We start from the raw sequence: 21,259 nt of genomic DNA on the forward strand, positions 1-21,259 counted from the left end.
GGCGAGGGCGTAAGACAGCCAACCGTCAGCGCTTCAGGTGGACGGTGAAGTGCCTCTCGGTGTCACCGGCGGGAACGGTGCGAACAAGGCCCCGGGCGTTGCGGTAGTCACCGGATCCGCCGGTGATGCCGACGTCGACGTAGGACGGGGCGGGCAGGTGGAGCAGCGCCTGCGCGGCGAACTCGCCCGGGTGTGCGCAGCCGTGGCGGTGGAAACAAGGGGATCCCGCCCGGCGCGAGGATGGAGAGCGGCAGCGCCCACTCTGCCCGGCGGGGCGACAGTCTCAGTGACCGCCATCCCGTCCCGTCGCGTCGCCAGGCGGCCATGACCAATGGCGGAGATACGGGGCACCGAGCTGGACGGTGACGTCAGGGCGACCGGCGTCAGCCCTCAGTAGCGCCAGAAGCGTCGCGTCCTACTCGGCCCAGGGCTCGAATCCGGTGTGAAGGACGGCTTCGAGGTGCGCGCGCAGATGGGTTGCCTCGTCGGCGCCAAAGTTCTCCTCGAACTGGGCCTGCACGGCATTCCACAGTGGTAGCGCCGCCTTCAGGCGGGTGAGGCCGGCCGGCGTGATGGCGGCGATCCGTGCTCGGCGGTCGGCCGCCGATGGCTCGACGGTCACCAGAGCCTCGCGGGCAAGCGGCTTGAGGTTTGAGGCCATCGTCGTGCGGTCCATGGCGATCACGTCGGCGAGGCCGGTGATCGTCATTTCTCCGTGCACACTCAGCTTCTGCAGGATGCTGAGCTGCGTCGCACGAAGGCCGACCGGGGCCAGGGCCTTGTCGTAGGTCGCGCCGAGGTACCGGGCCGCCTTGCGCAGGGCCAGGTTATTGCACGAGTCGCCGGGATTCGTCGGCGCAGTGGTCATTGTCTCCTCCAGAGCTTCACCCACTCATGATACGAGCAGGTGCTCTCAAATGCGGCAGGGTCGCCCTGTCACCAATGGTCGACGGGTCCACCCCTAGCCACCCACCCTTGCCTTCAAATAAATACGAGCATATGCTCCTAACTGTTTACGGCGTGCATGCCCCCTCCTGATCCCTTCCGCGAGCCTCACACCCCTCCACTCGAAAGCCTTGCCATGGAAACCCCCATCGGATCCGCTCCCGTGCGTGAGCCGACACTCTCCGCAACGGCCGAACTCTCCCCGAAGCTCCACCTCGCCGCCCGCCGCCCGCCGGTGAGGGCATGGCTCCAGCCGACTCTGATCGCCCTGGTCGTCGTGGTGGCCTTCATCAGCTGCTACATCGGCCTGCAGCGCGACCCCCAGCCCCATCAGCTCCCCATCGCCGTCACCGGCCCCGACCTGCCGGGCGAGATACACCGGGCCCTCGGGGACAACGTCGAGGTCCACCCAGCCGCTGACGCCGAGGCAGCGCGCCACGCATTGGAGCGCCACGACGTCGCCGCCGCGCTCAGCACCGACGGCCCGGACCAGCTGCGCCTGGAGATCGCAGGAGCGGTCGGCACGTCTACCACCTCGGCCGTGAACAACCTCGTCGACGCCTACGCCCACGGTGCAGGCAAACACCTCACCACCGAGGACATCGTCCCCCTGACCCACTTCGACACTCGGGGACTTGCCGGCTTCTACATGGCCTTCGGCGTGACACTCGCAGGTTTCGTCCTCGGCTCGAACGCTCTCGGCCTTACCAGCGTCTTGCACCTGCGTCACCGGTTGTGGCTGCTGGTCGGCGCCTCCGTGGCCATCGGCACCGTCGCAGCGATCATCGCCGGACCCGTGATGGGTGCGGTACCGGCCCCGCTCGTCCCGCTGGTCCTCACCCTCATTCTTCTGGCAGCTGCGGCCGCTTTCACCACCAAGCTTCTCGGCACCTACCTCGGCCCCGTCGGAGTCCCGGTCGCCACCCTTTTGCTCCTCACCGTCGGCAACGCCACCAGCGGTGCTGTCATCGGCGCTGATCTACTGCCCTCCGCGGCCCGAACCATCTCCGCACTACTGCCACCCGGCGCGGCCGTCCGCACCATCACGGACCTGAGCTACTTCAATGGCGCGCACGCAGCAGGCCCGGTGATCACGCTCGCCCTGTGGTCCGCCATCGCTGCGGTCCTGCTCGGCGTGCGCCCCCGCCTGATCAGGCGCCGCGCGGCAGCCACCGCCTGACCCGTGTAACCCCACACCCGGTCGGTTCGCCACCGCCACGTCCGAAAGGCACGAGGCCGGTTCCGGCATCGCGATTTCAGCCATACGGAGCTGGCGCCGTGGTGCGGCGGCGCAACGGTAGTTCTACGACGCCAGGGGACCGCCGGACAACACACCACGGGCCGGTTGTTTGCGGTCTACACATCCGGCACCCCACCCGGTATCTCATGACCTCGCCACTTTCACACATCACACACGTGTGATCACTCCACGACTCAACTACTCAGGAGGAGATCAACCGATGGTTGCCAGCAACCTTGTTCTCATCGCCAACGCCGGTGGCGTGGGCCGTACCGCACTCGCCCAACTGCGCGCGCAGGACGTTCCCGTGCGCGCAATGGTCCGCCGCGACGACGCGCGCGCGGCCGAATTGCGTGCGCTCGGCGCGGAGGTCGTCGTCGGCGACCTGACCCGGCCCGAGAGCGTCGCAGCCGCGCTGGAGGGCGTCGGGCGGATGTACTTCGCGATGCCCGTCTCGCCCGACCATCTGCTGGCCGCGACGGTCGTGGCCACCGTGGCGCGCGAGCACGGGAAGCTCGATGCCCTGGTCGGCATGTCCCAGATGACGGTGTCGCAGATGACCGCCACCAGCACCGCAGAGTCCTACCAGCAGCGGCTTCACTGGCTGGCGGAGCAAATACTGAACTGGTCGGGCCTGCCGGTGGTCCATATCCGGCCGACGTCGTTCCTGGACAATCCGCTGTTCACCTCGCTGGCGGCGCAATCGATCCGGCACAACGGCACGATCGCGCTGCCGTTCGGTGCCGGGCGCACCTCGCCGGTCGCCGTGGACGACGTCGCCCGGGTGGTCGCCACCGTGCTGCGCGACCCGGCCCCGCATGTCGGACACGTCTACGAGCTGACCGGGCCACGCGCGGTCGACATGACGGAGATGGCCGAGAAGTTCTCAGCGGCGCTGGGGCGTCCGGTGTCCTATGTCGACGTGCCGCTCGATCTGTGGCGGGCCGAGGTGCTCGCGAAGGCAGGCCTGCCTTCGCACATCGAACAGCACATCGCCACCATGGCCCGACTGCACCAAGAAAACCGCTACGACCGCACATCTGACGACGTCGGACGCGTGACGGGCACACCCGCACAGACGATCGAGGCATTCGTGGCCGCCCGCAGGGACTTCTACCTGGGCTGACCCGCTCCCCCCGGGGCCAGCCCCGCCGCACAAGCACGGCTTGCGCGGCGTACCCCTGCCCGCGCCGGCCGTATCGGCCCTCAACCGGCCGGGAGCCGTCACCGAACTACTGAGGAGACGATGCAATGCAACCTGCACTGGAGAGCCCCGACTCTGCTGAAACGGTGCGCCGCGCCCGGTTTGGCGAGCTGCCGAAGCGAATCCTCCCCGAGGAGATGATCGAAGAACGCGCGGCCACGGTGCCGAACCCGGCGACGAACACATACAACGCCGACGAGTGGCTCGTTCGGTACTGCCTATGAGCCACATCAGCCCAAACAATGAAGGATTTCCATGCACGTACCCAAACCCCTCATGGCAGTCTCGCTGGCAGCGCTCTCGATAGCTGTCACCCCAGGCTGCTTCGCCCAGGCCTTCTGACCGCCGGACAAGACCTGGAAGCCCGCACCGGCACCGGCGTCCCCCGCTCCTCAGGGTCTGCGGGCTCAATGAACGCCGCCTCGCCCCCCTCACAGGCATGGACCATCATCCGGCGAAGGTCCGACATCAAGGAACTCGTCCAGGCCAGGCCGCCCAGGCCGGCGAGGAACCTTGCGGACGACGCCTGACGGCGCCGATCCGGGGAGCGGCGTCACACGTCCGCGGCGGGTTCCGCCGTGGGATCTTCGTCAGTTGCGTCCAGTCAAATAGGAGCATATGCTCGTATGTGTTCTGCCGGAGATGTCGCTTATTGGCGGGACGGAAACGCACGCACCATCCGGCGCTGCGCCGGACCCCGAAGGAGACGAGAAACATGCAGCAGTACTACCCGTGGTGGCTGGACAACCTGGCCGACGATGTCACCCTGGAGGCCCCGGCGATGCAGGGCACCGCTCGGGGCGCGGAAGCCGTTCGAGCCATCGTGATCAAGGCGAAGGCACTTTACGAGTTCCAGGACTTCCACTTCACCGGCGACTACGGCGACAAGGGATTCCTCGAGGAGTACGATGCCGCGGTCGACGGACTGCCCCTCCACGTCGTCGTCACCGTCGCCCGCAACGACGCCGGGCAGGCCCAGCACCTCACGGTCAACCACCGGCCCCGCAACTCCCTGCTGCACTTCTCCCGCCAGATGCGCAAGGAATTCGCTGACACCCCCATCGCTGAGCACTTCCTCGCCGACGAGTCCTGACGCATCCGGATCCACCGAAGTCGCACTCCGGCTCCGATCGATCCGGGCTGGCTGATCGCTACGTTGTTCTGTCCCGCAGAACAACGTAGCGATCAGTTACTGTCATCCTTCTCTCGGCAGAGTCAGGTGACGGTTGCGCGACTGGCTTCGTTCACGTCCAACGACAGCACTCGTGCGAGGGTTTGTGCAGCAATCGCACGTCTCCGCGAACGGTTCAGTGCAGGATGCCGGCCTGCCGGGCGGCCCGCAGCCAGGTTGGGAACTCCGTCAGGAGCCGGTCGTACAGGTCCGGGTCAGAGACCTTCTCGATGTCGTCGACGGCGAAGAAGCCGACGTTGTCGACCCGACGGCCGGGCAGGGTGTCAAAGCGTTCCAGCACACCGTACTGCGACCGGCCGAGTCCGATGAACTGCCAGAACACCGGCTCTTCCACAGCCGCACGCAACTCCCGCTCGATCTCATCGTTGCGGTACACGCCTCCGTCCGAGAAGAACAGGACCAGAGTTGGGTCAGGCACCGGGTGATCGCGTACGAAAGCGCGCACTTCGGCAATGGCCTTCTGCTCCTCGTTCTGGATACCGACTGCACGCATGTCGACCTGACCGGGCAGGAGTCCTTTCGGGGGCCTCTTACGGCCGAAGAGGCTGAGCTGCCCCACGCGCACATGCAGCCGCAGCCACTCGGGCAGGTCACCGACCACAAGGTCGGGCAGTCGGGCCGGGTTGGAGGCGAAAGTCCATGCCTGCATCTCGCCGTCATCATCGAGCTGCGCTGCCACGGCCGCCATCCGCTCGGTAACGCCTGCCACGGTGCCGCGTGTGTAGAGGCCGCTCATCGACCCCGACGCGTCGAGGACGAGGATGACGCGCGCAGTCAGTTTCGTCAGACCGTGCTTGCTCAGGCTGACCGCGACCTGCTGCTTGCGCAGCGACAGGCGCTTGCGCATGTCGACCGGCAGATCCTCCTCGCCCTTGGTGAGTCGGACGGAGGACTCGCCTTGGCCGGCCACGGACCGGACCGTCGAGGGGGGCGAGACATCGGGCGCGCACGGAGCGGAGGGTGGTGATATCCGGGCGTGGGTCGGAGCGGGAGCAGCCGCTGGCGGTTCCTCGTCCACGCTGATTCCGAAGTCCCTCGCCAGTCCCGCAAGTCCGCTCGCATACCCCTGGCCGACGGCCCGGAATTTCCATCCTCCGCCGCGCCGGTAGAGCTCACCACTCACATAGGCGGTCTCTGTGCCGGCCTCCATGTCGAAGCGGGCCAGTTCGACGCCGGACGCGGCGTCAAACAGCCGCAGATGAAGCCCGGGCACCTGCCCGAACGTGCCACCGTCCGCCGAAGCACACAAGGCGACCCGCTCGATGTCCCATCCCAGTGCGTCCAGATGGATGTCCAGCGAGTCGGATCTGGCCTGCTTGCCGAGGTGACGCACGGCACCGGAAGCATGCTGTGGCTGGTTGTAGAAGACGAAATCGCCATCGGAGCCAACCCGCCCGCTGCCGGTCAGCAGCAGCGCGGAAGCGTCCACATCCGGCACACCGGGCCCAGCCGACCAGCCGAGCACTGCTCTGACGGCGGATACCGCCACCGGCATGTTCGCACCCTTACTCAGTGTCGTCACAAAGGACAGTCTGCCTGCCGGTGAACCGCAAGGTCCCCAGACCGCAAGAACAGGCAGCTACTCCCGGCCCCGCAGAGAAGGCCGTGGCGGGCCGGGGTCGAACCAAAAGGTCCCGCACTGCCTCCGCCAGCGCCTCGTCCTCGCCGACCAGGGTCAAAGTGCGGCTTCTGACCCGGTCACACCCGGCGCGGGCGCGTTGGACTGTGCTGTCGCCGCCGACGCGTACCCATAGATGTTCCGTCTCGCTGGTCCTGGTTGCCCCGCACCTCCGCCTGACCTGGCGGCGTTCCCAGTCGGTGCGGGCGGGTTCGGTGGCAGACTCCTCGAGGAAAGAAGGAGTTGCCATGGGGTTTGGCTTCCGGGTCGGTGTGCCGGGAATGAGTGTGCGGGTCTCAACACGAGGTGTACGTACGTCGGTCGGTCCCCGCGCGGCACGCATCAGCGTCGGCAGCGGCGGAGCCCGTATCTCGTCCGGCCTCGGCCCCTTCTATGCCTCCAGCTCGCTGCGCGGCGGAGGCAGCCGTCCGGCCGATGCCGCCGCCGGACACTGCGGCGCGCCTTGCGGGGGCCACGCAGAGACGGACCGGTCCCCCGTATGCATGGGTGATGGAGTGTCCTGCATGCCCGACGCCACCAACATCTCGGGGCGACCTCGAAGGACTCGTCCTGGGACGACAGCACTCGCATGCCCGCACGGACTACAAGCTGGTTCAGTTGCCGGTGACCGGGTATCGGCTTGTGATCGCGACGCGGTTGAAGGCGTTCATCAGCGTTGCCAGCCAGGCGACCGCCGAGACCTGATCTGCGGAGAGCACGACTGCTGCCGCGTTGTAGTCGTCGTCGCTCACGTGCCCCTCGGACACGCGCGCAATCGCCTCAGTCAGACGTAGGGCCGCGCGGTCGGTCTCGGAGAAGTAATCGGTTTCTTCCCACGCGGGCAGCACTGCGATCCGGTCCGGGTTCTCGCCCTTCTTGAGGGCGTCGCGGGTGTGCATTTTGAGACAGAACGCGCAGCCGTTGATCTGGGACGTGCGGATCTTCAAAAGCTCGACCAGAAGCGGGTCAAGACCTGCCGCGGTAGTGGTGTCTTCCACCGTCGAGGACAGGGCGATAAGAGCCTTGTAATTGGCCGGGTGCTGCTTTCCGATGTTGACGCGCTGCTTCTCAGTCTCTGACTCAGTCATGGGTTCCTCCTCTTCGCATGGCCGGACGACCCACAGGGGCATCCTCGGCCTCGCCTAATCTGTGCCATTGTTACGAGCGACGGTGATACGCAATGGGAATTGCGACTTAGAGGGCGGTTTGTGAGTCATTGATGCGTTCTGCCGTCACCTGATGGTGTGGGTGGGGGCGGAATCTGCTGGTCCGTGGCCGTTGGTCTGCTGGGGTGGCGGGGTGAGTGAACGCAAGCCGTACCCGAGCGACTTGTCGGACGGGCAGTGGTCGTTGATCGAGCCGGTGATCACGGCGTGGAAGGACCGGCACCGTTCGGTCAGCGGTCACCAGGGCGCCTACGCGATGCGGGAGATCGTGAACGCGATTCTCTACCAGGGCCGGACCGGCTGCCAGTGGGCCTACCTCCCGCACGACCTGCCGCCGAAGAGTGCGACGTACTACTACTTCGCCGCGTGGCGCGACGACGGGACCGACCAGGTCATCCATGAACTCCTGCGCTGCCAGGTACGTGAGAGAGCCCGCCGATTAGAGGACCCGACCCTGGTAGTGCTGGACACGCAGAGCATCCACGTCGCCGCCGGGGTCCCCGCCACCACGACCGGGCGGGACCCGGCGAAACGGGTGCCGGGCCGCAAGCGGGCACTGGCGGTGGATGTTCTGGGCCTGGTCATCGCCGTCATCGTGCTCGCCGCCAGCACGCATGACAACGCCGCGGGTATCGCCCTGCTGGACCAGGTCGCCGAACGCACCGGCGGCACTGTCAGCAAGGCGCTCGTCGATCAGGGCTTCAAGAAGCAGGTCGTCGTGCACGGCTCCGGCATGGGTATCGATGTCGAGATTGTCGAACGCAACCTGCAGGACAGGGGGTTCGTCCCGCAGCCGATCCGGTGGAGGGTCGAGCAGACCTACGGGATCCTGATACTGCACCGGCGCCTGGTCCGTGACTACGAACACCACCCGGCCTCCTCCGCCTCCCGCGTCTACTGGGCGATGACCCACACCATGACCCGCCGGCTCACCGGCACGATCACCCCCACCTGGCGCGACCCGCAGGCCGTGACCGCATGAACATCCAGCCCCTGCTCGAAGCACTGGATGTCCAGGAAGACGCAGCCCGGACCCTGACCGACGACCTCCGAACCCAAGCCGAAGAGCTACAGGCCCGACTACGGGAGGCCGAGACCCACCTCGAGCACCTCGCGATCACCCGAAAGACCGTCACCGCCCTCGCCGACCGGATCCCTACCCAAACCGCCTCGCCGGACCTGCCCGAGCACCCGGACTACCCCCGCATCCTCGCCGTCTTCAACGAGGCCACCGGCCCCCTCCGCGCCCGCGACATCTGCGATGCCCTCGACCACGAACTACTGCCGAAGAACATCGAAGGCACCCGCGCCAAGCTGAAACGCCTGGTCAAACTGGACATCCTCACCGAGGACGACGCCGGCAGCTTCGCCACGAAGCAGTAACGGACCAAGTACCGCGATCGGCAACGCTGATACTGCCTCACCCGAAAACGACACTCCACGAACAGCCTCATGAAAGGTCGGACAAGGCAGGCGTCGAGCGTTACTGCGCACCGCTTGATGGCGATCGAAAGCGGGCCACGATCTGGTGTGCGTACTGATCCTCCGGGCCGAGGTCCTGGACCGCTAGATAGGCCGTCTGGGCTCGATTTGTCTCGCACAAAAGCCGGACAAAGACGTACAGAGCATCACGGTCACCATCTTTGGCGCGGCTGCGCAGCGCGGCCTCCATCCCCCGCTCGCGAAGCGATCTGTTGAGTCTCCGACGTGCATGGACGTCCGTGCGAGCGAGTTCCATGAGTTCCGGGAGCCGTTCCGAACGGGCGAGCAAATCCATGTGCCACAGATGGTTGTTGTGCATGTAGCGATCGGTGGAGTAGCACTCGGCCTGGGCGCTTACCAACGTGATGGCCGCATCCCAATCCCCGAGTTGTTCCGCTGCCCGGGCCTGCTCGAACCACTCCACAGGACAAGTATCGCGTAGCGCCGCCTCGTACAGCGTGGTGGAAGTGGTCGCCGATGAAGGTCCACCAGGCCCGCGCCCGCCACCCCTCATCAAATACTCTCAAACCGCCCTCTTAAAGCTTCTCGCCGCGCTCTTGTTCCCGTCTGGCGCCGACCAGGTTCCCGGCCCCATCCGGTGCGCGGGGCAGCTTTGGGCCGGCCTCCGACATCCGGTCAAAGTGGAACTCCTCCATAGACCAGCAGCCCTGGTAGTCGGCGAGCTTGAGGATGGCATCGGCGCCGTCGACCGGGGCCATATCCCTTCGGCTTTGATCCGAAACTTGTCGCGCGGCCGTTCAGCCGAGCACTTCCCAGGTGCGGCGGGAAAAACAGGAAGCGGATTCGCGGCACCGCGACGCATTAGGCGCACATGCCTTCAATGGAAAGTCCCAGCGCCTGCGCCGCTCATCCCCCCTTGCTGCAGGTTGACAATGGGCGACATGAGGCCGCGCGCCGAACTTACGAGCACATACTCCTACCGTCCGGTTCGAGCCCCGAGCAGGACCTCCAGGCTCGGCAAACAGCTCACTGGGCCTCGACGGGGCGGCCTTCTTCAGCCGCCCGGGCGGTCTGGACCGGCACGCGAGTGCTGCGCTCACGGACGTGGGGCGCCGGCGTGCGTTCGATCTGCAGGCTGAGCAGTTCCGGACGGCTGTAGTGGCCGCGCGCATCCATCAGGCGCTTGCGCAGGTCGATCTGCGCGAAGTCCAGGTCGGCGATCACTTCGCCCTCGCCGGATGTGAGCGGCTCTCCGATGATGCGGCCCTCGGGATCGACGATGGCGGTGAAGAAGCCACCGGAGATCGCACCAACGGGGCCGCCCGTGTCCTTGGCGATCTGTGCCTGCTGGTCGGCATCGAGCCAGGCGGTGGCGTTGACCACGAAGCAGGCCGATTCCAGCGCATGCTGGCGGATGCTGACCTCGATCTGGTCGGCGAACTGCTGGCCGCCGAAGGAGCCGGGGTACATCGCGGCATGGATCTGCTCGCCGTCGGCGATGAGGGCATAGCGCGCCAGCGGCAGGTAGTGCTCCCAGCATGCGAGCTGTCCGATGCGGCCGACGGCGCTGTCCACCGCGCGCAGGCCCGAACCGTCGCCCTGGCCCCAGATCATCCGCTCGTGATAGGTCGGCGTGATCTTGCGGCGGCGCTGGATCAGCGTGCCGTCCGCATCGAACAACAGCTGCGTGTTGTAGATGGTGCCGCCGTCACGCTCATTGACGCCGATCGAGACGACCATGTGGGCTTCCCGGGCGGCTTCAGCGATCGCGTCGGTCTCGGCGGACGGTACGGTCACCGCCTCCTCCAGCAGGCGCAGGTGCTCCTTGGACATCATGTAGGGCGGCTGCACGAAGGAGAAATAGGGGTAGTAGGGAACGACGGTCTCAGGGAAGACCGCGAACTGGACACCCTGCTCGCCCAGGTCCCGGATCTTCTTCACGACCTTCTCGACGGTGCCGGCGCGGCTGTAGAGCACGGGGCTGATCTGTACCGCAGCAGCTCGTACGACAGTCATGGTGATACTCCTTGCAAATGCACGGTCGGTAAGACCTCGCGATGCTGCGCATGCCCGGACAGGCACGCGATGATGGGGCAGTCGAGGCGGTCCAGGAGCGATGGAGCCCGGCCGAGCGGACAATTCCAGCTCCGCTACGTGACTACCGGTGGCTAACGCGAATCGCAGTGACTCGAGCCAATAGGAGCATATGCTCCTATTGGCTGGTGAGCAAGGAGCAGATCCTCCCGAAGCCTTTCGCGACTCGGCGACGCCGAGTCGCCCGGGCACCCATCGCGGCGTCCCGAAGAGGTGGCCGCGCCCGTTCCTCACATGGCCTTCACCTTTGGCGACATGTCGCATCTGCGACGCCTGGCGCCGGTGACATGCCGATGTCACCGCGACCACCCACGACGCCCCCGTGGCGATCCACAGGTGCACTCCGAGCACCGCAATCGACCGTAGTCGTACAACCTCCGCGAACTGCCGCCGACCCGTGCCGAAGGAGCGCAGCCCCCACTACCGTTTTGGTGGCCCTGCAATGGGACGCCCGGCTTCCGGAGTTGGTGACTTTCTCTCCCTGTCGATCGCATGCCTTGGGGGGTGGTGTCACCGGCTCCGGAGGCATCGACAGACCGCCGACTGGGGGCATGGCCACCGGCCTTTCGCAGGTCGGGAGGCTCTCGGTAATGGCGAACACCGCGCCACCGCCGTCACGCCGGCCGGAAAGAAAGCCTTCGACAAGCGGCTGCCCAACAGCGAGCCGCAGCTCCGCGAGGTGTTCGGCAAGCTGAAGGCGGCCAAGCACGGGACCGTGCTGGTGGTGGTCGACCAGCCGGCCTCGATCGGCGCTTTGCCGCTGGCGGTGGCCCGAGACATTGTCTGTCTGGCGAGGACTGGAAACGAAGCAGCAGCCACCGCACCGGTCCCCCGCTCTGATCAGCACACGCGGATACCGGCGCGGAAGACTGCCTGTACGTCCAGGACGGCTGCAGGGTCATGCTCGACGTCGCCGTTGACGACCAGGATGTCGGCGTCGGCACCGGGGGTGATCCGGCCCTTGCGGCCCTCCACACGGCACAGGCGGGCCGCCAGGCTGGTCATGGAGATCAGCGCGTCCAGCGGCGCGACGCCCAGCCGGGCCAGGTCGGCCACTCCGTGGGGGAGGACGTTGTGAGGCTTGAAGGGCCCGATACCGGCGTCCGATCCGATGACGACGTTGGCGCCGTGCTTGTGCAGGTTGCCGTAGGTGTCCAAGATGGCGCTGGTGTGTGCGGCCATGGCATGTGCGTCCATGCCCTTGGGCGGCAGCACGGCTTCGCTGGGGTCCAGGCCCAGCGTCAGGCTGACGAAGGTCCCCTTCCTCACGATGGTGTCGATCATGTCGGGGACGGAGGCGATGCCGTCACCGGTGAGGAAGGAGACGTGCTCCAGGCTGTCGACGCCCGCTTCGACGGCGTCCCTGATGGCTTGGACGCCATGGGCGTGGGCGGCCACCGGCAGCCCGAGGCGGTGCGCTTCGTCCACGACGACACGCAGGTCCTCCAGGCCGTACTGCGACGCGTGCGCCGGCACGGAATCGGGTGTCATGTGGCCGCCGCTGGCCATGATCTTGATGACGGCACAGCCGCGGGTGTGATGCTCGCGGACAGCGGCACGCAGCGATTCGGCGCCTTCGACCTCGCCGCCGAGGAAGTGACAGTGGCCGCCCGGCGTGGTCAGCGGGGGGCCGGCAGCGAGGATCTCCGGACCCTGCTCCGGGTGCTTGGCCATCTCCTCCACGAGGGCCAGCGAGAGGTAGCCGCGGTCGCCGAGGTCGCGCACGGTGGTGATGCCGGCCAGCAGAGCGGACCGCGCCGCGGCCCGCATGTGCGCCAACAGGTCGCTGTCGGAGGCAGCGGCCAAGGAGGTCACGGGGTCCGGGCCGGCGTCGAAGGCGAGGTGGACGTGGGTGTCGATGAGGCCGGGCAGCAGACAGGCCGAGCGGCCGAGGTCGATGACCTCGCTGCCGTCGGCGGGCAGCGCGCCGGTGCGGTCCACGCGCACGATGCGGCCGCCCGAGACGTGCACGGTGGCGGGACCCGACAGGCTGAATCCGTCGAACATCGAACCGGCGTGTATGGCAAGGGAATTCATCGGTATATCTCCGATCGGAAAGTGTGTGTCACGCGGTGATTCACTCCGGGAGTTGAATCCCCGCGCCTTCGAAAAGATGACCGGCCGGCGTCAGCCCGCCCGGCCGCCAACACCCCGACGTTTTGGGGCGCGACGAGGCCGCGGGGCGACTCATGGCCTTCCGGGTCAGCTGACCTGGCCGCGGGCGGCGAGGTCCTGCAGGCGGGCAGCCGTGCCGTCACGACGGGCACGCCACAGCCCGTACTTGGCCAGCAGGCCATTCGAGACCGTCAGGAGAGTCTTGTACGGTGGCGCGGCCAGCCCCTTGGATGTGTGGGGGGCGTAGCGGGCGCCTTCATCGGTGACGGTCAGCCATCCGGTGAACGTCCGCATGCCCAGCCCGACGCACTGAGGCCGGAAGGCGTGGGCGAGGAACCCGGCTCTGCGCCCGCCCCGCGGCAACAGTCCAGGGGGCACGTCGAGGTGCAGTCCCGCGTCGTCGTGTCCGGTGACCGCCACCGGGACAATCACAGGGAAGCCGTCGGCGCCCCGGAAGGCCAGCAGCCGGTGCGGCAGCCCACCGATCTGCCGCGCGACTGCGGAGAGGTCGACGCGTGGGCCCGTACCGTTCATCGGCGGTTTCTGTTCGGCCGGTTCCTCAGGCCAGGCGGCGCCCGTGACCGTCATCGCTCCGCGGGCCGCCAGATCGGGCCAGACGGCGACGCGCTCGACTTCGACGTCGACGAAGACGCGCTCCTGGTGGTACTCGCGCAGCAACCAGTCCCATATCGGCCCGCGCTTGGTCTCCCCGAGGAAGGGCTCCGAGGCCCGCATCAGCTCCGTCAGACGCTCCGGTGACGGGCGCAGATCAACCGACGCGGTGCCTTGTGCGAGCACGTACGAGCTACTTGCGGCGAAGCCGTGATCACGCGTGTGATAGGCGAGCGAGACGTGCGGGTCCCGCAGAATGCGCTCCAGTTTCTTCGGGAAGCCGAGCGAGGTGGTAAAGCCGACAAGGCCCGCCTCCCGGTCGGCGAGGCCCACCGGCGAGACGCTGGTGACCACGACACCGCCGGCCGGGGTGACATAGGCGGCCGCAACGATGAGGTCGCCCCTGATCACGGGGTCCGCCGCGTCCGGCCACCGGACGGGCGCCGAGGTCATGAGCCGATCCCGCGCAGGATCCGCAGGTCGTCCGTAGCCTGCAGGCGCATGGTGGCAAGGAGCGGGCGCACCGGTTCCGGCAGGGCCGCGAGCACCAGTTCCACCTCCGCGGGTGTGCCCGCCTCGTCGAGGAAACCGACCATCAGGTGTCCGGCCACGGGCGGCGTGGTCGCGATCACCCGCTGCGCGAAGTCCCGCCATTCCGCGGGGCTGATGTGGGCGCGGAGCGCGGGAAAGAGGAGTGGCTCTTCATGGGCCAGGTGGTCGTGAACCGTGTCGCGCACCGCGACGGCCGCGTCCCGCAGTGCGGCCCGGAGGCCGTCCGCCGCGCCGCCGTTGAGGCCTGTGCCGACGGCCTCACCGGGCCCGTCCTCAACCTCGTCGCCGCTCAGATTCACTGCGGCCAGCAGGTCGAGCGCCGCGTCCAGCCGCTCGTGCTCCTCACTCAGCGCACCGAGCCCGTGGTCTGTGGCCGGCGCCGCCGCAACGATCCGAGGCCACAGGTCGTCGTCCTCGGTCTCGTGGTGATGGTGCAGGTTCACGACGAGGAAGTCGCGCAGTTGTTCCAGCGCGCCGAGCGGCACCGAGGGGCGAACGGCTGCCTCGGCCAGCAGGGTGGTGGCAACGCGGTGGACCTGATGGACAAGGCGGGTCTCAATGACCGCAACAGATTCCTTAGAAGTATCCATAGTCATAATATTGAACATATTCATTAGATAGTCATATTGTCAAAAGTTACTCCCCGTACAGAAGCTAAAATGCGCGGGTGACCACCCGGAAGTACCACTCCCCCCGCCGCACCGACTCGGCCGCCGCAACGCGTGCGGCCGTCCTGAGCAGCGCGCACGCACTCTTCCTGGCCTGTGGGTATCCCGGGGTCACCATCGGGGAGATCGCGGAGGCAGCAAAGGTCGCCGTCCCGACCGTTTACACCAGCGTGGGAAACAAGCCGAGCATCCTGACGGCCCTGCTGGAGCCGGCCCTCACCGACCCGGCCATCGCCGACAACCTCGCCGCTATCGAGGCCAGCGACGACCCGCGCACCGTGATCGAACTGACCGCCGAGGGCACCCGGCTCACCCACGAACGCCACTGGGACCTCGTGTACGGGCTCTTCTACCGAAACCCCCCGGGGGAACCCGCCGTCAAAGCGGTCCTGGACAAGGGGGCCGACGACTACGTCCAAGCCCTCACCCGCGTGGCCGACCGCCTCGTGACGCTCGACGCGCTCCGCGCCGACGTCCCTCGCGCGGAGGCCGTCGATGTGCTCTGGTTCCACCTTGGCCCACACGCCTGGATGACACTCGTCGGCGAACGCGCCTGGCCGTTCGACCGCGCCCAGGCCTGGATCGCCCGCTCCGCCTGCCAGGCACTACTGAAGGACTACCACTAGGGCCAATACCCGTGATTTAGGTAGCTTCCTGGCGTCTGCTGGTGGGCTTCGCGGGTGGGACCAGTGTGATTGCCGTGGCGGTTGGTCGAGGTGGGTTGCGGTGGCGGGTGTACCCGCATCGGGTCATCGGAGTCCGAGCAGAAGCCCTCCGAAGGCTCGTAGGTCTGTACAGCCGGGCGTTGGCCCCTCAGGCTGTGAAGGGGTCAACGACTGGCGCGTTGCCAGGCCGGGTCGAGAGCGATCTGCTGGAGTTGCCGTGTGGTGAGGGCAGGTTCCTCGCGGGTGGCGGAGAGGCCGTCGTCGACCAGGACGTACCCAAAGCCCTCCGATCCGCCCTTGTTGCTCGCGGTCGCCCCGACCAGGGCCTTCCTAAAGGTTTGCATTAACGATCTTTCCTCGGTCGTCGACTCCGACGGACGCAGGCGAAACCTTGATCCGGCAGCGCCTCGACGAAGTCATTACCCAGCAGGATATTTATTAGAGCATCCACTATCCAAATGGGCAACAGGGAAGGCGCAGGGGGGTGTGCGTCGAATCCGGCTCCGGCGTCCGCGACGATGAGGGCGTCCGGGTCGTGGCTCATCACTGTCCGACCGTGATGAGCCGTTCACAGCGGCCGGACGGTGACAGTGGCGGCGTCACCCCCCGGCGCCGGACGCAGTGCGTCCCGTGGTGTTGTCCACGAGATGCGGCCGGGCTCGGGCGCGCAACCGAACCAGCGCACTTCAACGCAGAGTCGTCAGTCAACGTTTGGACCGGGCATGCGTGAACGCACGGCGGTGCCGGGGAAGGGACCACTTCAAGGGCCCGTGCCACTTGAGGGCTACCCCGGATCACATGGACGGACGTACGCCGCCCATGTGATCCGGGACCCGATTTCCCGGTGTCGCACGCCTGCTCGATGCCGCCACGCTTGAGGTGCGTCTCGGCGCCGGTCACCAGGTCGAGCGAGACGGCCCGACCTGCACAGGCGTCAGATGAGCGGGCCGTGGCGGCGAGGGCGCACGACAGCCAACCGTCAGCGCTTCAGGTGGACGGTGAAGTGCCTCTCGGTGTCACCGGCGGGAACCGTGCGAACAAAGCCCCGGGCGTTGCGGTAGTCGCCGGATCCGCCGGTGATGCCGACGTCGACGTAGGACGGGGCGGGCAGGTGGAGCAGCGCCTGCGCGGCGAACTGTCCCTCAGGCAGAGAGAAGGTGCCCAGGCACTGAAGCGCGGCCGGATTGACGTGGGTATAGGTGCAGACGACGCTGTGATCGCCGACCTTCTCGCCGTCGCGGTAGAGGTCTTCGTGGATGACGCGCTGGTCACCGGGGCTGATTCCGGCCCGGCCCAGATCGAGGTCTTCGAGCGAGGTCTGTTTGCCGACCAGCTCGAATGTTTTCGCGCGCTGGTCGACGGCATGCGCACTGATGGAAGTCGACGTGTCGGCCGACGCCAGCGGGGCGATGGCGACGCCACCGGCGACGACAGTGGCGATGCCGGCGGCTGCACTCAGGTAACGCAGCTTGTTGATCTTCAATTTAGTCGGCAACTTGCCGCTCCGTTCTGTGACGTGTCGATTCGGTGGCGGCAGAAAGGTCGAGAACCTCGGCCCGGATGCGCGGGGCCGACGCCTGCTCCGATCGACTTGTGAACAACCCCTGTCGGGGTGGCATTTCGGCACTCACACAACCTACGTCACCCGCCAAGATGGTGACGAATGATCAGATGGTGACTGCCCTGGATGCCGAGCCATGCTCTTGCTGGTGCAGACCTTGCGCAGCGCCAGGCTGTTGCACGTGTCGGCGAGATCCGTCTGCATCGGGGCCGTGCCGTCATGACCGGGCTTACCGATAGAGACGATAGGAGCATATGCTCTCATTATCGAAATGGCAAGAGGTAGGTCTTGGGCGACGCCCACCATGCCCCCCAGTTCATCGCCGGGGGCGCGGGCGCGCGACGGCCGAGTCATCCCCCAAACCCAGTCAGGCCGCCGGGAAGACATGACTCCGGTCGACTCCGATCGCCCTGACCGTCCAGGCCGACAACACCCGCCTGCGACGGACCAACCGGGACCTCGCCGAACAGCTCGACCTCGCCATCGCCGGGATCCAGCGCCTCAGCATCGACAAACGACCGCCTACGAGCGGCACTCCACGCCTAACGCGGCATCAGACCCCTGCCGCGGCAGCCCCGCTGAACACCAGACTCAGGGCATCTTCAGTGCGCCGCAGAGCGGTCCCGGGCACGGCCGCGCCCGGGGGCGCGCGGCCGCGGTGGAAACAAATGGTCATCCCGCTTGGACCGGCCCGTCGTCGAACTGCTTGCCGTGCCCCGGAACCGGCGTGTCACTACGAACAACTGCGCCGTGGCGTTCTAGCCGCTCGCACAACAACAGCGGGTTCTGGGCACGACGTACGCGTCTGCGGAAACTCCGTCAATCTGCGGCCCTCCCGAGCTCGCCGCAAGCAACTGCCCTGACCACCGGCGGCGGGCCGCTTCTTGAGAGGGTCGCGTCAGGACCGGCTGACAGAAATGTCGTCGGGGGCGTCGAGGGGGACCGGGGTGAGGTCGATGGGAGATGCCTCGCTGTCCGGGATTCCGCCTGACCCGGTGGTGCCGGCGCGCTGCCGGCGGCGGTCGTTGCACCAGGAGATGGCGCACGCCGCCAGGTACAGCAGGCTGATGGGGGTGGCGAGCAGCAGCATGCTGAGTGGGTCGGTGCTGGGGGTGGCGAGCGCCGCGAAGGCGGCGATGCCCATGAGCATGCCGCGCCACCAGTTGGCCATCCGGCGTGCGCTGATCACGCCGCCGAGGTTCAGCAGCACGAGGAGGACAGGGAGTTCGAAGGAGAGGCCGAAGACGAGGACCATGCGGGTGGCGAGGTCGAGGAAGTCGTCGACGGGCAGGAGGTTGGTGGCGTTGTCCGGGGTGAAGGAGATCAGCACCCGTGTCGTGGTGGGCAGGGTTCCGTACGCCACGGCGGCACCGGTCAGGAACAGGGGGATGCCGGCCCCAAGGAAGATCAGTGTGTACTTCTTCTCGTCGCGGTGCAGTCCTGGTGCCATGAAGGCCCACAGCTGATACAGCCACACCGGGCTCGCGGCGACGACCCCCGCGGTGATCGACACCTTCAGTGCGAGGGTGAAGGGTGACAGCAGGCCGTTGAGGGAGATCACGCCGCAGCGGCCCGCGTCCTCCGCGCCGGCGGGTTGGCCCGGAGCGCAGCCGGGCAGGGGATCGATGAGGAATCCGATCAGTTGCTTGTAGAACAGGGCCGCAACGACGGTGATGAGCAGGATCGCTCCGACGGCCTTGATCAGGCGGTTGCGCAGCTCGCGCAGGTGCTCCCCCAGGGACATACGCGCGGCGTCATGTGCTGGTTGGGTCGGCATGGGCGGTCCCGGTCCTTTCAAGTGCGGCACCGGCCGCGCGGGTGCTGGTCGGTGGCTTCGGCGTTTCAGCGCCGGTGGGAGGCGTTTGCCTCGGTCGCCTCCGGGGCCGTGTGCCGGCTCTCGGACTCGAGCTGGTGGGCTGCAGCGGCGTGCACGGTCGGGGGTTCGTCCGTGTCGTCCTTCTGCATGGCTTTGGTCTCGCTCTTGAGGATTCGCAGCGACTGCCCGAAGGAACGGGCCATATCGGGGAGCCGCTTGGCGCCGAAGAGGAGCACGACGACGACGAGGATGAGAATGATCTCGGGTGCTCCGAGCCTGCCGAACATAGGGGTTTCCTTTCCGAGGATCTGAAGGCGCAGGGGCGGCGCTCCTGCGCGGGTGGCCTGGCTGTGGGCGGATGCAACAGCCAGGCCCTGCGTGCCGGTCGGTGCGTTGACGGGCCGGGCCGACGGCGGGGCGACCGTGAGCCTTCCCGGTTACGGACCGTTCTTGTCGAGGCTGTAGTGCCCCGCGCCGGTAGCTTCCATAGGCCCGTGGCCGGTGGCCGCGGGAGGCGGGCCGGGGGCGGCGGCCTTCGCGAGGCCCTTCGAGGTGTTGGTCCTGGCGCTGTCGAGCGGTTCGTCCCCGAGGCCGAGGTCGGCAGTCAGGTCGCCCAGGCCCAGGCTCTGGTCACCCAGCAGGTTCTTGGCCACAAAGGTCTTCGGGTTGAGGTCCTCAAGCGTCAGATCCTTGAACTCTGCGGGGAGTTCGTCGCGAATGCTTGCCTGAGCGCTCTGCGAGAACTCGCGGAGCTTGCGCAGGGTCCGCACGGTGTCGGACACCATCTTGGGGAGCTTGTCGGGCCCGACAAGAATGACGGCCAGCACGATCAACGTCACAACTTCGAGTGGGCCGATGTCGGAAAACATCCATGCCTCCCGTCGGGGATAGTGAAGGCTCCGCCGCTCCTGGACAGGAGGCGAACCGTGGCGCGCCAGTCGTCCGGAGGAGAGCCTGCCGAAGGCGGGCCGGCCGCACGACGGTGTACGGCTCCCCGGGGGCTGATCTCCCCGAGTACGACTGAGCAAGAGCGTTGGCTGCGGTCCTGCCCGCCGGAACACCCGGCGGGCAGGACCACTTCGGTCGAGGGCCCCTGCGGTGGGATCAGCGCAGGAGCCGGGCGAACATACAGGGCTCTTCGGTGAGGAGCTCCGGCTGTTCGAAGGCGGCGACACTGCCGCCCGGTCGAGCTAGTTCCGTCACGCCCGGGGCGGGCCCGGACGTCTGGCCGTGCGCTAGCGGGACGGGCCGGCGGCGCGCCGGTACGGGGCCAGGAAGCGCGTCAGTTCCGACAGCAGCTCCTTGGGGGCCTGCTCGGCGAGCCAGTGGCCGGCACCGGGGATGACCACGCCTTGCACGTCGTTCGCGAGGGGCTTCATCGCGCCCCCGACCGCTTCACCCCAGCTTTCCGATCCGCCGATCGCCAGGACGGGCATCGTCAGCTTCTTCTCGATGCGCTTCGCGTTCTGCGCAGTGATGGCGTCCCACGCGCGGTAGAGACCGAAGCCGCCACGCAGGGTCTCGGGGTCGGAGAAGAGACGGAAGTAGTACTCGCGCGCGTAGTCGGGCAGCTTCTGTCCGCCCTGGATTTCGAACTCGTAGCCGAAGAAGATCTCTTCCCGGCCCCTGACCAGCTTCTCGGTCAGCTCGTGGTTGACCCGGTTGAACGGGATGTGCCAGAGCCTGTTGTTGTGATCCTCATCGAGGAACAGGGGCGGCGAGGCCTTCACGGTCGGGGGCCCGGGAACCTCCAGGAGTGCCACGCGGGCGACACGCTCTGGATGATCCGCCGCCAGCGCGTAGCCGATGATCAGACCGGTGTCGTGACCGGCCACGGCGAACCGCTGGTGACCGAGGGCGTCCATAAGAGCGACCAGGTCGTTGGCGAGGGTACTGGTGTCGTACCCGCTCTGGGGCTTGTCGGTGAGGCCGATGCCACGCTGGTCGACGGCGATGACCGTGTAGTGGCGGGCCAGCTCCGGCATCACCATGCGCCACGCGTACCAGTTCTGCGGCCAGCCGTGCACCAGCAGCAGCGGCGGGCCCTCACCTCCGATGACCACGTGCTGGCGCAGCCCGCCGGCCTGCACGAATCGGCTCTTGAACGTCTTGGTGAACCCTGCCGGCAGATGCGGCGCCGTGGCGACCGAGCCGAAGCCCTTCGGCCTGCGCATGGCGGGAACGGCAGCAGCGGACGGGGCCAAGCCGCCGACCAGCGAGACGCCGGCAGCGGCAGCGGCGGAAGCAGCCGCGCCGCCGACGAAGGCGCGTCGCGAGAACCCGCGCCGCGCGCGGTGCGACGGCGGCGTAGAGCCGGGGCCCTCCTGGGCCGGCGGCTCCATAGGAGACATGTTCATGAGATTTCCTT

The 21,259-nt window shown here is 67.4% G+C and carries 21 protein-coding genes and 1 pseudogene; 8 read left to right on the top strand and 14 right to left on the bottom strand.

The window, feature by feature from the left end; translation table 11 throughout:
* Nucleotides 1-415 precede the first annotated feature (415 nt).
* Nucleotides 416-868: a MarR family winged helix-turn-helix transcriptional regulator gene (locus OHA88_RS06820; protein WP_328624666.1), complete on the bottom strand. Its 453-nt coding sequence runs from the start codon at nt 866-868 to the stop codon at nt 416-418.
* Between the two features lie 213 nt (nt 869-1,081).
* On the opposite strand from OHA88_RS06820, the gene OHA88_RS06825 reads away from it, so the two are divergent.
* The 4 genes from OHA88_RS06825 (at nt 1,082) to OHA88_RS06840 (ending at nt 4,482) form a co-directional block, all read left to right on the top strand.
* Entirely contained in the window at nt 1,082-2,125 is a 1,044-nt protein-coding gene (locus tag OHA88_RS06825) for a hypothetical protein (RefSeq protein ID WP_328624667.1), read from the top strand.
* A gap of 280 nt (nt 2,126-2,405) precedes the next feature.
* Nucleotides 2,406-3,311: an NmrA family NAD(P)-binding protein gene (locus OHA88_RS06830; RefSeq protein ID WP_328624668.1), complete on the top strand. Its 906-nt coding sequence runs from the start codon at nt 2,406-2,408 to the stop codon at nt 3,309-3,311.
* A gap of 125 nt (nt 3,312-3,436) precedes the next feature.
* Complete coding sequence (locus OHA88_RS06835; protein WP_328624669.1) at nt 3,437-3,613, top strand: hypothetical protein; 177 nt, start codon at nt 3,437-3,439, stop codon at nt 3,611-3,613.
* 491 nt (nt 3,614-4,104) lie between these two features.
* Nucleotides 4,105-4,482, top strand: a complete 378-nt coding sequence (locus OHA88_RS06840; protein WP_328624670.1) for a hypothetical protein — start codon at nt 4,105-4,107, stop codon at nt 4,480-4,482.
* Nucleotides 4,483-4,696: 214 nt separating this feature from the next.
* On the opposite strand, the gene OHA88_RS06845 is transcribed toward OHA88_RS06840, so the two are convergent.
* A complete protein-coding gene (locus tag OHA88_RS06845; RefSeq protein ID WP_443044352.1) occupies nt 4,697-6,076 on the bottom strand; it encodes a VWA domain-containing protein in 1,380 nt (459 codons plus the stop codon).
* A gap of 737 nt (nt 6,077-6,813) precedes the next feature.
* On the bottom strand, nt 6,814-7,287 hold the full coding sequence (locus tag OHA88_RS06850) for a carboxymuconolactone decarboxylase family protein (RefSeq protein ID WP_328624672.1): 474 nt from the start codon (nt 7,285-7,287) through the stop codon (nt 6,814-6,816).
* 211 nt (nt 7,288-7,498) lie between these two features.
* Between OHA88_RS06850 and OHA88_RS06855 the strand changes: the two genes are divergently transcribed.
* Together OHA88_RS06855 and OHA88_RS06860 are read left to right on the top strand one after the other, a co-directional pair.
* Entirely contained in the window at nt 7,499-8,347 is an 849-nt protein-coding gene (locus tag OHA88_RS06855; protein WP_267007542.1) for an IS5 family transposase, read from the top strand.
* Nucleotides 8,344-8,748, top strand: a complete 405-nt coding sequence (locus tag OHA88_RS06860) for a hypothetical protein (RefSeq protein WP_327129827.1) — start codon at nt 8,344-8,346, stop codon at nt 8,746-8,748. Before OHA88_RS06855 ends, OHA88_RS06860 begins: the two co-directional genes overlap by 4 nt.
* Nucleotides 8,749-8,848: 100 nt before the next feature.
* On the opposite strand, the gene OHA88_RS06865 is transcribed toward OHA88_RS06860, so the two are convergent.
* Together OHA88_RS06865 and OHA88_RS06870 are read right to left on the bottom strand one after the other, a co-directional pair.
* Nucleotides 8,849-9,271 (bottom strand): hypothetical protein, encoded by a 423-nt coding sequence (locus tag OHA88_RS06865; RefSeq protein WP_328623705.1) that lies wholly within the window; start codon nt 9,269-9,271, stop codon nt 8,849-8,851.
* A 563-nt stretch (nt 9,272-9,834) separates the two neighbouring features.
* Complete coding sequence (locus OHA88_RS06870; protein ID WP_328629611.1) at nt 9,835-10,824, bottom strand: nitrilase-related carbon-nitrogen hydrolase; 990 nt, start codon at nt 10,822-10,824, stop codon at nt 9,835-9,837.
* A 661-nt stretch (nt 10,825-11,485) separates the two neighbouring features.
* Here OHA88_RS06870 and OHA88_RS06875 point away from each other — a divergent pair.
* A pseudogene (locus tag OHA88_RS06875) lies at nt 11,486-11,689 on the top strand (IS110 family transposase); the annotation flags it as partial.
* A gap of 53 nt (nt 11,690-11,742) precedes the next feature.
* Here the strand turns inward: OHA88_RS06875 and OHA88_RS06880 are convergent.
* The 3 genes from OHA88_RS06880 to OHA88_RS06890 form a co-directional block, all read right to left on the bottom strand.
* On the bottom strand, nt 11,743-12,939 hold the full coding sequence (locus OHA88_RS06880) for a metal-dependent hydrolase family protein (protein WP_328624673.1): 1,197 nt from the start codon (nt 12,937-12,939) through the stop codon (nt 11,743-11,745).
* Nucleotides 12,940-13,104: 165 nt separating this feature from the next.
* Complete coding sequence (locus tag OHA88_RS06885) at nt 13,105-14,082, bottom strand: hypothetical protein (RefSeq protein WP_328624674.1); 978 nt, start codon at nt 14,080-14,082, stop codon at nt 13,105-13,107.
* Nucleotides 14,079-14,795: a hemerythrin domain-containing protein gene (locus tag OHA88_RS06890; RefSeq protein ID WP_328624675.1), complete on the bottom strand. Its 717-nt coding sequence runs from the start codon at nt 14,793-14,795 to the stop codon at nt 14,079-14,081. Before OHA88_RS06890 ends, OHA88_RS06885 begins: the two co-directional genes overlap by 4 nt.
* A 53-nt stretch (nt 14,796-14,848) precedes the next feature.
* On the opposite strand from OHA88_RS06890, the gene OHA88_RS06895 reads away from it, so the two are divergent.
* Nucleotides 14,849-15,475, top strand: coding sequence for a TetR/AcrR family transcriptional regulator (locus OHA88_RS06895; protein ID WP_328624676.1), 627 nt, complete (start codon nt 14,849-14,851; stop codon nt 15,473-15,475).
* A gap of 203 nt (nt 15,476-15,678) precedes the next feature.
* Here the strand turns inward: OHA88_RS06895 and OHA88_RS06900 are convergent, their stop codons facing one another.
* The 6 genes from OHA88_RS06900 to OHA88_RS06925 form a co-directional block, all read right to left on the bottom strand.
* On the bottom strand, nt 15,679-15,858 hold the full coding sequence (locus OHA88_RS06900) for a hypothetical protein (RefSeq protein ID WP_328624677.1): 180 nt from the start codon (nt 15,856-15,858) through the stop codon (nt 15,679-15,681).
* Nucleotides 15,859-16,493: 635 nt separating this feature from the next.
* Nucleotides 16,494-17,009, bottom strand: coding sequence for an allene oxide cyclase barrel-like domain-containing protein (locus tag OHA88_RS06905; protein ID WP_328624678.1), 516 nt, complete (start codon nt 17,007-17,009; stop codon nt 16,494-16,496).
* A 964-nt stretch (nt 17,010-17,973) separates the two neighbouring features.
* Nucleotides 17,974-18,852, bottom strand: coding sequence for a twin-arginine translocase subunit TatC (tatC, locus tag OHA88_RS06910; protein WP_328624679.1), 879 nt, complete (start codon nt 18,850-18,852; stop codon nt 17,974-17,976).
* A 65-nt stretch (nt 18,853-18,917) separates the two neighbouring features.
* Nucleotides 18,918-19,178 carry a Sec-independent protein translocase subunit TatA gene (tatA, locus tag OHA88_RS06915; RefSeq protein ID WP_328624680.1) on the bottom strand — a complete coding sequence of 87 codons (261 nt, stop codon included), beginning with the start codon at nt 19,176-19,178 and terminating at the stop codon, nt 18,918-18,920.
* 150 nt (nt 19,179-19,328) lie between these two features.
* Nucleotides 19,329-19,760, bottom strand: a complete 432-nt coding sequence (locus OHA88_RS06920) for a Sec-independent protein translocase subunit TatB (RefSeq protein WP_328624681.1) — start codon at nt 19,758-19,760, stop codon at nt 19,329-19,331.
* Nucleotides 19,761-20,126: 366 nt separating this feature from the next.
* Nucleotides 20,127-21,248: an alpha/beta fold hydrolase gene (locus OHA88_RS06925; protein ID WP_328624682.1), complete on the bottom strand. Its 1,122-nt coding sequence runs from the start codon at nt 21,246-21,248 to the stop codon at nt 20,127-20,129.
* Between the last annotated feature and the right edge of the window lie 11 nt (nt 21,249-21,259).

Origin of the sequence: Streptomyces sp. NBC_00353, assembly GCF_036108815.1 — a bacterium.
In the GTDB taxonomy this organism is placed as follows: Bacteria; Actinomycetota; Actinomycetes; order Streptomycetales; family Streptomycetaceae; genus Streptomyces.